Annotated in this window: 13 protein-coding genes and 1 pseudogene; all 14 read right to left on the bottom strand. The window is 43.6% G+C overall.

From position 1 onward, the window contains the following. Nucleotides 1–284, bottom strand: a 284-nt coding sequence (locus tag H5336_RS18350) for a hypothetical protein (RefSeq protein ID WP_185235918.1), incomplete at its 3' end; no start/stop codon positions are given. Then, complete coding sequence (locus H5336_RS18345; protein WP_185235917.1) at nucleotides 274–1,602, bottom strand: SAM-dependent methyltransferase; 1,329 nt, start codon at nucleotides 1,600–1,602, stop codon at nucleotides 274–276. The genes H5336_RS18345 and H5336_RS18350, both read right to left, overlap by 11 nt. A gap of 445 nt (nucleotides 1,603–2,047) precedes the next feature. After that, the gene (locus H5336_RS23910) at nucleotides 2,048–2,407 is read right to left on the bottom strand and encodes a GFA family protein (RefSeq protein ID WP_221628226.1); all 360 of its coding nucleotides are present in this window, start codon (nucleotides 2,405–2,407) and stop codon (nucleotides 2,048–2,050) included. A 14-nt stretch (nucleotides 2,408–2,421) separates the two neighbouring features. Next, nucleotides 2,422–3,447: an IS630 family transposase gene (locus H5336_RS18335; protein ID WP_185235916.1), complete on the bottom strand. Its 1,026-nt coding sequence runs from the start codon at nucleotides 3,445–3,447 to the stop codon at nucleotides 2,422–2,424. 196 nt (nucleotides 3,448–3,643) lie between these two features. Next, nucleotides 3,644–4,051 (bottom strand): VOC family protein, encoded by a 408-nt coding sequence (locus H5336_RS18330; protein ID WP_185235915.1) that lies wholly within the window; start codon nucleotides 4,049–4,051, stop codon nucleotides 3,644–3,646. Between the two features lie 88 nt (nucleotides 4,052–4,139). Next, a complete protein-coding gene (locus tag H5336_RS18325; RefSeq protein ID WP_185235914.1) occupies nucleotides 4,140–4,580 on the bottom strand; it encodes a phosphate-starvation-inducible PsiE family protein in 441 nt (146 codons plus the stop codon). 23 nt (nucleotides 4,581–4,603) lie between these two features. Next, nucleotides 4,604–4,879: a hypothetical protein gene (locus H5336_RS18320; protein WP_221628225.1), complete on the bottom strand. Its 276-nt coding sequence runs from the start codon at nucleotides 4,877–4,879 to the stop codon at nucleotides 4,604–4,606. 181 nt (nucleotides 4,880–5,060) lie between these two features. Next, nucleotides 5,061–5,330 carry a hypothetical protein gene (locus tag H5336_RS18315; protein WP_185235912.1) on the bottom strand — a complete coding sequence of 90 codons (270 nt, stop codon included), beginning with the start codon at nucleotides 5,328–5,330 and terminating at the stop codon, nucleotides 5,061–5,063. Between the two features lie 164 nt (nucleotides 5,331–5,494). Beyond that, nucleotides 5,495–5,968 carry a lipocalin family protein gene (locus H5336_RS18310; RefSeq protein WP_246439364.1) on the bottom strand — a complete coding sequence of 158 codons (474 nt, stop codon included), beginning with the start codon at nucleotides 5,966–5,968 and terminating at the stop codon, nucleotides 5,495–5,497. Between the two features lie 271 nt (nucleotides 5,969–6,239). Then, the gene (locus tag H5336_RS18305; protein WP_221628224.1) at nucleotides 6,240–6,434 is read right to left on the bottom strand and encodes a DUF6500 family protein; all 195 of its coding nucleotides are present in this window, start codon (nucleotides 6,432–6,434) and stop codon (nucleotides 6,240–6,242) included. A gap of 196 nt (nucleotides 6,435–6,630) precedes the next feature. Then, entirely contained in the window at nucleotides 6,631–7,824 is a 1,194-nt protein-coding gene (locus H5336_RS18300) for a BamA/TamA family outer membrane protein (RefSeq protein WP_185235909.1), read from the bottom strand. 292 nt (nucleotides 7,825–8,116) lie between these two features. Next, a complete protein-coding gene (locus H5336_RS18295; RefSeq protein WP_185235908.1) occupies nucleotides 8,117–8,776 on the bottom strand; it encodes a hypothetical protein in 660 nt (219 codons plus the stop codon). A 1,057-nt stretch (nucleotides 8,777–9,833) separates the two neighbouring features. Beyond that, nucleotides 9,834–10,459: pseudogene (locus tag H5336_RS18285) on the bottom strand (GGDEF domain-containing protein). Nucleotides 10,460–10,529: 70 nt separating this feature from the next. Next, complete coding sequence (locus H5336_RS18280) at nucleotides 10,530–11,177, bottom strand: hypothetical protein (protein ID WP_185235905.1); 648 nt, start codon at nucleotides 11,175–11,177, stop codon at nucleotides 10,530–10,532. Nucleotides 11,178–11,554: the final 377 nt, after the last annotated feature.

Here is an 11,554-nt window from a genome sequence, read left to right as displayed (position 1 = left end):
AATATATGTGGGTATGTTGCAACAATACCGAGAGTGGCCTGCCACGCATCTAACTGTTCAACAATTAACGGCAGTTTTTTCTGACAGCAACACTGATAAGGAATACCCGCATCTTTCAACTGCGCCGCAAGACTATCCACCCCTATCGCGCCAGCACCTAACTCACTTGGGTCCGGTAGAATAATGCCAACTAAGTATTTTTTTTCCATCAAATACATCAAAATATTTTGACTGAAAATACTCGATGCAAAAACCACAACCTTAGGAGTAACATTATTGCTCACTACAACCCTCCAAACATGTACCCAAGCTATCAGAAAGACCAACAGTAACTAGCGAATCCTTCGTTTTGGTTGTCAAAAATCCGGGAAGGCCATTCATACAATAATAGAAAGTTAAACGGTCACCTGAAGCCACTAACAAATCTCCGGCTAGGGTTTCCCTAGGTGTAAAGTTCACACAAACTTGAGCATCGCGTAACGGGTGCGTAATACCCGACTCATACTCACCTAACCAGTCGTCATCAAATACGTTTACGCGAGTATGAAATAGCAATGCTTGTTCGGAAACATCTTTCTCTAACGGTGGAATTGTTAACGTTTCGCATTCCACCAAATGAGTGTACTCATCCAGCTCTTGCGCTTGCATTGAGCGCAAAAACGGAAGATCCACGTTCAGCACACAACCCAACGCGATACGCTCCTGTTGAATTTCCACATGTAGGGCATCGTCCATGGTCTTCCATTGATCCACATATTCACGCTGAGGGACGCTTAAAGAGGCCGTTATTGAAATTCGTTTAGGTAAAAATATGCCGTTATCACTAAGTCTATCGGCGTAATGTTTTGCCAGACGCAAATGCCCTTCTCGACTAAATCCGTGCTGCATAGCCTCCAATATCACCAGATGAATTTCTTCTTGCGTTTGATATTCACAAGCGTCATTACAGATAATGTTCCGAACATACCCCTGTACGTCCAACGTTTTAACCAAGGTTTTTAACGCCAAAATGGCGCCTTCTTGAATATCAATGAAAGTAACGCTGATATCTTTTTCAGAATAGACTCCATGGTTTTTATAATAGGCCAATAGCGGCAACAAAAGCGGCGCGAACGGGCCACAGGCAGGGTACACAATATGCAGAGGTTTAGAGCAATTCTCGCGGCGCAGCTGTTCAATTGCGTTATGGCCACCCCGTAAAAACAACCCTACTCTTAGGCTATCGCGTATAGTGGTAACGCAATGGTCGGGAGACAAAACCAAACCCGATGCGCTTATATATTGTCGGGTACGTAAATATTTGGGAATATTGGAGGTCTTATATACCTGTAATTGTTGTTCGTACACAGCGTTCAGCGCAGGGCTTAACAGGTCCTTACTCAGAGGGTGATCACCTAATACCAACGCAACGAAATTTTGATTGCTGTGTATCAAGTCGTTAGTATCTTTAGGAGCACTGAGCGTACCAATTGTTTGTCGAAGGCTGTCGCTTAAAGCGCCCTGCAAAGTAACGTCTCCTCCAATTCCTCCCCAATCCGGCACATCAAATATACCTTCTTCCGCTTTTCCCGCAACGCCAGAAGATTTTAGAAATCGATCCATACTCCCCCCAATCATTACTATTTTAGGAACCTGATTTTTGAGTAACAACGCAAAAAATCATAAGTACGCCCATCGTCAGCACATAAAAAGAATAGATAGTAAAAGCCTGATTGCCACTTATATTTATACAAATGATTTTTTTGACGCGCTAAAGACAAAATGGAAATGACGCCAAGACAAGGGATAGGGATAGGGATAGGGTTTTTACCTAGATCACTAGCGCAGATTGCGCTAGCCAAGAAACCAAGCTCCATTAAAATACACAGAAGCATGTCGCCAGCTGAGGCCAGTGCTTATTGATCGTTACACATCAATAAAATACCGCTGTAAATACCGAATGTGACAGCCGACGCCTGAGATTACGCCAACAACAAGAAATAATGTACACAACACAAAACTGAAATGAATGCGTTACCGGAAATGATATAACTGAAAAATATGATGATTAGGCGTTTTCTGGCGCCCCCTCCACATATTGAATAACCCCCGTGGGCATAACTTCCCAACTAGCTTTTGAACCGACGTAAATATGCCTGCCAATTTCAATATCGGGCTCTCCATTTAAACAACCCAATGTAACCCCGTGCACAGCTCCCTTATAAGTACCACAAAGTGTTGAACCACATTGGCAACAAAACTGGAGGCCGAAACCCGACTTACCACTGTAAGTAGTTAGCAGTTCTTCACCAGAAAGCCATTCAAATTCCTGATGTTTGACTAACGCATAAGCAGAGGCTTGAGAGCTAAAAGCTTTTCTGCAACGAGAACAATGGCAAGATCTAGCATCACGAAGAACACCCTCCACTTTATAGCTACTACCTAGGCAGCAGCAAACGATACAGTTGCCTCTTGAAAAAACGATTTAATCAGGGCCTTATCCCGTTTGATACTTTCCAAATCTAAAACGGCACGATTCTTTAGTGATTCCCCCTTCTTGAGTGGCTTTTTTGATGTGCCGATATTTCTCACCTGATTCCACACAAGCTCGTCTGGGTTTAAATCCGGTGCGTACGGTGGTAGAAACACCATTTCAATTTTTCCTTCAAGTGTTTCAATATAGTCCGTGACCTTCTTTGATTTATGTACGGGATGCCCATCAACGATAAGTATGACGGGGTGGTTACGGCCTTTTTGGAAACTTTTTAAGCATTCAATACATTTATCCGCATTAAATTTTCCGTCAAAAACGTGATACCAAAAGCCCCCCTTATTTGATAACGCTGAGATCGCATTAATGGCCTGTCTTTGACCGCTTGTTCTGACGACAGGTGTCTTTCCTTTTTCACCCCAGGTACGCTGTAAAGGATCATCAGAACGAATAGTGGCTTCATCCAACCAAAATATCTCAGCCCCTTTCTTTTTAGCGTATGCCCTAACTTTAGGGTAGACGTCGTCAACCCATTCTTGCACCGCTTTCTCGTCCCGCTCATAAGCTCTACGTAGCGGTTTTTGTGGCGTCAAGCCCAAGCGATGCAGAATTTTACCGACACCGGAAATGCTTAGGGTAACGCCAAACCGTTCAAGAATTAAATCAGCAACAATTTGGCGTGTCCACAAACCAAAATCAAACCCATGCTGCCTAGGATCTCCGCCGATTATCCACCTCTTTATTTCTTGCTCTTCAAGATCGGATAGTGTTCGATTGCGTCCAGTGCGCGCCTTGGGAGCCAGAGCTTCAATTCCTTTTTCACGCGCTAAACGCAACCAAGTGAAAATTGTTCGGCTTCCAAGACCAAAACTGCGTGTCACTTCGGCCGCACTTTCACCATCATGCACTCGCTGCACGGCTATCTTGCGAACTAAATGCTGCTCTTCTGTACTAAGTTTTCTTGCGTCATTTTTCATGACTTCAATTATACAGGTTTCAAATGAAATGTATTGTTTTTTAGTGGCCCGCTAGTAACACCTCCACAAAAGCATTCGCCGGTTATTCTCATTTGTAGACTCCATTGCGCTTACCTTACTGTGCCAGAAAATCGACACTGTGGATTAATGCTTTAATGTTCAAATTTAACTAATTTCGCAGTACACAATGGCAAAATTATTGTGCTCCACAATTTATTTTCCAAGGTATGCCAAAGCGATCAACAACCATACCGTAGCACTCAGACCAAAAGGTTTTTTGTAGCGGTAATATGACATCCCCCTCCAAGCAAAACTCACTAAAAATGGATTTAACATCCTCAGCAGAAACCACATTTAATAGAATATAGAAACCTTTTGGTTTTTCATATTGGTCTGGCCGCACATCGGCTCCAGAAAGCTCAATGTTTCCGACTCTAATATTGGCGTGTGCCACTTTCCCTTGCCATTCACTTGAGACGTTTTCAGCATGAGGGGAATCCTTGTATTGCAGCAGCATTCCAATTTTTCCGCCCAGATGATAACCATAATACTCGAATGCTTCTCGACACTCCCCATTAAAATCCAAATGAAATGAAATGTTCACCCGCACACCTTTTTACTGATTATCTACATACACACTTACAAGAACACCGCATGCACCAACCAAAACTCTTGCAACACACCACTATCTTCTAAGAAGATTCACTTTTGTTACCGCGCTTTATCAGGTAGTAGCATACGCCCAACGCTAAAATAACAAGACTTAAGCCCATTATAGCGGTTGGGTCGTACTTCTCTATATCAAGCAAAATAACCTTTCTTGAAACGGCAATAACTGCAATTAAAAGTACCACTTCTGCATGAACGATATTTTCTTTAAAATACATCTCTATTGATTCAAGCAGTTCAAATCCAATAAGTATGATAAAAACAAAACCAAAAATTCGGAACAACTCATTTATATCTAATATCAATAGGCCGTTAGATTCATCTACAACCTCTTGATAAAGTACGACAGCAAGCTCAAAAACAGAAGCTAGCACAACAATCAGCATCAAAATAAGGACGAATATAGTCATCCATCGTTTTACTATGTGTGTAACCGTCAATATTGTATCGATCTTTTTTTTCATTAGATTAATCCCCCAACCCTTCGTCACTGTAAAACACCAAATTTATACACACCGTCAAACCGCCACACCGATATAAATATACACCCTGTCGAAAACAGCACCTTTCGATTCAATTCAGCATTGCCGCGAAAAAGTGCCAGGCTCATCGGCACACCCCACTCTACGGGATGACAGCTGTACCGGCTGACTGAGCTAGTACGCACCAAAACTTCTTTCAACTGGAACTCCAAACCCCATCGCGCTTTCCCGGCTTTTTTCATGATTTGTCCGCAAAGTAGGTGTAGACCAAGCAAGTCCATAGCAGCCCCCCTTTCTTCCTGCGGGCTTCTGGTAGCGCTTTAACCTACCTAACATCTTAGCGTTCTTATAAAGGGCCATTGTCTTTATCAAACTAGGCTTATCTGCCGAAATTGGCGACGCACGGCAAAGACGGTTTGCTCGAACAAATCCAGCTTGCTGGCCTAGACTACACAACGCGGTTTATGGGCTGCTATTATTAGCAATAATTGAACGTAGCTGCACCACAGCACTACTGATAGCAACAACAATAGCCGCGAAAATGGTAATAGCCAATGGCGTCGCCAAATATTGGAGCGAATAGCCTTGTCCATCACTACAGCCCTGTAGAATGCTTTGCCAGCTACCTCCAGATTCTAAACAGCTACTTTGAGCGGTAGTAATAACAAAAAACCCCAAACCAAAACACGAAAAAAAGAATGATATACTTAAAGTTACAAGCCATTTTTTCATCCTATCGCCCACTTCCCCAAAAACTTTATTTAAGCAATCCGATTTACCGCGTTATAGAAACCCACACCCGCACGCCTTCTAACACTTGAACTCAAAAAAATGTCAACACCCAAAAAAAGCAAAAAGGTAGACTGAAACTCGCCTCAAAATTACCATCGAGTTGGTCACAATGCACCTTCAGTATGATTAACAAATATCAAACTATCGACATCAAAACCTAGTGCACCTGCGCTTTTTTTGAATTCATCGACAACGTTTTTATCCAACTTTGGGGTTCTTGAAAGCAACCATAAGTAGGATAAATCTGGACCGGAGACAAAAGCATAGTCATAATTTTCTCTTTCCAGTTCGAAAATCACATATGAACCGTAAAACGGACCAAAAAACGAAACCTTTAGATACCCCTCGTCCTCTTCATTGACGAAGTATGCTTTCCCTTCAGCTTCCTTCCATTCGCTTTTAGCCTGCAGATAACCTCGATTGGTGACCATTACACCACCATCTTCACGCAACGAATAATTCGCCGTTACGTTTTCTAATCCACGCTCAAAGGAATGATCCAATCGGGCAATTTCGTACCAAGTCCCTAAGTACTTATCTACATTAAAGCCGTTGACAGGGGTGACCTTTTCTGGCATTCCAAGACACCCCGTAAGCACCAAAAAAGACGTTAGAATAAATAGAATTCTCATGCTTTTCACATCCCTTACATGCCTCTACAGTTTACGTAGCGATGGCAGCTTAATTTAACTTAAAAAAATAGCGAATAAATATTATAAGCTCTTACACCACGACCTAATCGTGAAATACTGTAGAGCACACATTTATTTTGCCCCTAGATTTAAAAACAACTGAATTACATTGTGCCCGCTCACTCCAGATATCTTCTTACTTACTGGGCCCAAAAAATTAGCGATCACTCTCCGCCATTGCTTTAATTTTGGTCGCTTTTTCAAAATGATCTAACCTATGGGTTTTAATCCACCAAGTTGCAGCCTCCATTAGCAACTCAGGGTTACTATTTTTATTTTCAAAAAACGCATAGAAAGACAAACCGACATCCAAGCCCTTCGCTGCGATTTTTTTGGTACAAACGTCGATCATTCTGGATTGTAGCTCCGCATTCACGTTCTACCACTCCTTGAATATCGATAAAGGGTTATTCATACATTACTTTTTGTAATCTACTCACCAATAAAATGCAACTCAAAACGATCTATGTGGAGCCACAATCATAAACTCAAAATGATACTTAGTGAAAAAATTGGGCATCCACAATCAGCAGGAACAGGCACACAAATCAGATGCCTGCCCAAGCAGAACCAGCGGTAATATACCAAACAGTTTCTTCAGGACCTCGTGCAACATCAATACCAACATCAAAGCCATAACGCCGTGCAATCTGATAGCGAAAGCCCACGCCGTAGGTCTTTCGGGTGTCTGCCTGATTAAATTTTCCCGTATCATTGGTCGCTTTTCCGGCACCAGCAAAAACAGCAGCTCGCCAACGATTTGAAGCTTCCCAAACCACCTCAGCTTCGGTCATTCCTACAAATTGCCCCTGATACCGCATAGCGGGTATTCCACGCAGCTGAATAGACGGCGTGGCATAGGGTGGTAAGAGACCATCGGCATCCGCGTAATCGGCAGCAACTTTCAACCCCAAACGTATCTGTTTACGTAAAGGCCAAAAATTTAAACCCTGAAAGCTGGTCAAACTATAATCGATATCACTGCCAATCGACTCATCGAACCACATGGATTCGAGTTGATATTGATACCCTTGTCTCGGCGTAAAAATATTATCTCTGGAGTCGTACTCAGCGATTAAGCCCACGCTAGAGGTAGTAATACGCTTCGTTAATATTTTTCGTAGCTCTTCGCTCCAATCGGGTGGTAGCACTTCATCTAACTGACCAAGCGAATTTGGGGAAATCTCTGCGGAGACATACTGCTGAGAAACCCCGAGGAACCAGCGGGTGTTCGGCAGTTTAAATTTCAACTTCTGTAGAACCATGCTGGCCTTGGTTTTTATTTCAATCGGTTTAGACAAATTGATGTCACCAAACCCATAAAAATCAAGATTAACATCACCATAGCCACCACCCGCTGTATATCGGATGTCTCCCTGCTTAAAAAAACCCATATGCCCACCACCAGCGAACCAGGAATCGTTCCCGGTACCCGCTACTGCCACCGCAGACACACTGGGGGGTAGAAGGTATCGACCCGCATCAGCATCGGCTTTTTGCATTGACTTAAGGCGCTCTTGCTGAGAGTCTTTGTCTTCATGAAAAAATAAGCCTACAACACCCAAGCCGCCACCCACAGCTGGATCGGTTATGATGATAGGTACGGGTAAAAACCCGTACGCGTTTTCCGACAAGTATTGCGAAAAATCCAGCTGACCATCAAGCGGATCAAATAGAGATGTGGCCCACGACCCCATCGAGATGCCTATTAAACAAAAACCAACAACAAATATTTTAAACATAAGGGCAGCTCTACTAATTGATGTTAGCCTCTGCGTGGCCTAGTAAGGCGGACTGCACAGCGAAAGGCTGGTTGCCTTTCCAAACCAGCCAACGCGGCAATAAGGCTTGTGGCCACGCCCTTCGCGGCTTTGTGTGCAAACCATACACGGCGTTAAAATTTTTCTCCAAACCTCCCGCATGCCTGTAAATTTTGCCTTGCGCACCAACCCGCACACAAAACCACAGGCCAAAAGCAATTTATAGAGGTGCCCTAATAAAGCACCCCGTAGAATTACCCGTGTCGAGAATGAATTATTCGGCTTCCAGCTCACGTACTTCAATAGCTACAGCTTCAGTTGTAGTGATAATAACCGAATCACCTACTTTCGATTTTTTCAAATTCTCTGGGTTGCGCGCCAGAAACTCATTAATTTCGCCAGCCACATTTTTGAGCTTGAAGGTGTTGTTCTCAAGATTTATGTCTTCCACCATAAAAATCTCAACAGTGGTATTAACAACCGCTGCACCAGGCATTTCGCCGTCTTCTGCTCGTACAGCATCAGTCACTTCTGCGGCTATCGCCTGTAAACCCTTTCCATCAACCACCTCTACCGCAACACTCTGCAAATAGTTCACTTCCAATAAATCCCCAGGCTCAACCTGCGCCAAATTGCGCACATTTTCTCCAGCGGTAAACATTACGGCCCCACCATCACCATCTGAGAGCGAAACCAAACGGGTTTCATGGTCAACCGATAGCACTTCCGCCGTTATTGTCCGCACTCGACTTAGCTCCATTGACGGCTTTTCTTCCATCTCCGCAGCTTCAGTCGTGTCTCCTGCTACCATCTCACTTCCAGCAACAACCTTTTCCTCTACGGCCTCCATTCCAGCTGTCGCATTATCCTGTTCTCCGCAGGCGGCCAACGCTAAAAACGATGCACTCACAACTAATATACTTACTTTATTCATCAGGGATTCCTATATTTTGAGCTATTAATAAAAACTACAACGATAAAATTGGCTTGGCCGCCTAGCACTGTCAACCCCTGGTTCATGAGAGCTGGCACGTACGCTTAAAAAAACAAGTGGAATCTAGAAGGCACTACCAAATTGAACATAAAGGCCACGTTTTTTTACCAGCTGCAACCTTTGCACACAATCATACGCTCTTCTGTATCGATCATATAGCGAATCGGCCGCAAACCATCTACTGCCTCTTTCTCAGCTAAGATATTACCCGCAAGACATGCCACGCCAATAAAAACGGGAGGGGATAACAACGTCCCAATTGGCCCCCGGCGCCCGTCAAATTCAACCGTTTCCGCCTGTCGGCTAATTGCGCTACTTGCGCTACTTGCGTAAACGGCGGAGATCCGTCGTTGACCGCGACAATGCACGCGCAGCAATCTATAGAGTGGGCCGCCAATACACAGCAATGTCTATTGCTATGAAAACAGGCATAGTTCGCCTGGTAACTATTCAACTACCAGCACGCAGGCTTTCGATAACTGTCCTAATGTGTCGCCGACAGTCATCCCCATGTAATACAGCATATCACTTCGGCTCACACACTGTGTTCGAGCCAAGCAGACGTATGAGCACGGTGAAATACTTGAGCTGGCCCGCATTAAGCCCAGCGACCTAGACAGCGCGCAGATGAGGATCTTGAATGAGCCCATTGCCCCTATAGCGAACGCCATAGGCCTATACACGAAAATCGGTTAGGAAAGCCTGCTTAAATCACACGTTTTGGTCAAGAATCGACAACCGCCAATTGTGTAGTAATGCCTCAGCAATACTCAAACACAGCATCAAACTGATATTAACCTATCAGAGCGAGCGTAAAACCCGCCTACCCCCCCAAAAAAAAAATCGCTCAAAATAATAACTCACAGACAGGCTGGTTCCCTTTGTAATGAGACAACCAATCAATTTCATCGGTTGATCGATCACGTTTACCTGAATTTGGTAGCAATATTAGGGTTACCGCCATTAATTCACTTTAGCCTCTACGTGAATTGGCTAGCTAAAATTTTGCTCCGAGGTAATCAACGAATTGCGGCTCTGCAACAATACAGCAATTTCGGCCTCTTTTTTTGGCCCTATAAAGTGCTTCATCTACTCGCTTGAACAGATCCGCGAAAGACTCATCACCAAGAAGACTGCCTACACCCACGCTTACCGTAATCAGTAGAGGGTTCTCGGGCTCAAAACTTGAATGACTTACCGAAATGCGAATTTTCTCCTCCAATGCCATGGCAAATTCATGGCGTGTAAAAGGCAAAATAATAACAAACTCTTCCCCCCCCAGCGGCCGATATAGTCGCCTTCCCTTAGGCTTCCATTAATGATTTTCGCCACATTTTTCAACACCCTATCGCCAGCGTCATGCCCCCGCGTGTCATTTACTCTCTTAAAGTGATCGATATCCAGCAAAATAAGTGAAAACGGCGGCTCATCAACGGCAACATCTTTTACAGGCGTTATCAGTGTAGAGACAATCTGATCTATACCAAACCGAGTGTAAGGCTGCGTAAGCGCATCGACGGTGGAAAGTTTTCGGGATTTATCCGTTTCTTTAGTAAGATTTTTATTGGATTCATTTAACGCTAAGATAACTTTTTCATCTTGTACTTTTATTTTACGAAACATCCTTAACTGGTTTATTGTATTGAAGAAAACGCTTACAAGCCATACACAAACGATAAGTAGATAAAAAATTTTACCGCGAAATCCACTCACCAACGAATTCAATCTTGTTTACCTTCACGCCGTGATTACAAACGGTCATGGAATCGGAAAAATCCACCCCGAAATTAACAACATTATTCAGCTGGGGGTATGAATTCTGCCTGTCTATTCCATACGTCATTAGCCACCATTCAGTAACCACGAATTCGCTCAATTTCACAGTAAAGTCATGCCGCAGTTCTTTTGTAGAAAGCAAAATAACATTGTATTTTGTACTGTTTATATCCTCAGAGTTAGAGCATCGCTTATCAAAATTTCTTGCTAAAAGACGCATTTTTGGGGCTGTTCCCGTATATTCAATAGACAAATTTATAGCGCTATAACGAGAAATGTCTACGACCCTATTCTCTCCAACTTCATAGCCCAAATTAAAACTACAGTAGCATCCATAATCAGGAATACCTGCAGGATAGATACAACGAAACTTGCGCTCACCCTCATTTAGCCATAAACCTGAAGGGCGACCATTCGGCAGATTAACACCATAAATGTAGGGATTCACTTCCGGAGCAGCGGTTAACAAATATTTCTTTTCAGGAAAAAACCGATAGGAATACAACGCCATAACAGAAAGGACTATGGCGACCAAGCCAAACAATCTTCGGTTATTTGCATTCATTCGGGATACGGACAATAGGGGCTGACTATTGCTTAAGTGTAGGTAACTATGCCATAAGATGACGCTCAGTAAGTCAAAAAAACGATTCAGCACAGACGATAACAGTTGAAAACGCCCGAAAAGGCGACAGCTATAGGTTGCATTACCCCAGACACACGCTGTCCAGTTAATACTGGCCAAACATAGGCGATGAGTTAACACCGAGATTAGCCATTTTGACATCCACCGCTAAAACGAGCTTGCGTCGTTTTCAACAGTACCCCCTACACAATACGTGCTTTCGTCGAGAGAGGGCCAGACTCGCTGAATAGGCCCAACAACTGGACATTTCACCCAGCATAAATTCTGTTAATCGAATACATCGCCGTTAACCTCAG

Source organism: Teredinibacter franksiae (assembly GCF_014218805.1).
GTDB lineage: Bacteria > Pseudomonadota > Gammaproteobacteria > Pseudomonadales > Cellvibrionaceae > Teredinibacter > Teredinibacter franksiae.
Note: the sequence above shows the minus strand (reverse complement) of the source record. Positions and strands in the feature narration are given on the sequence as shown.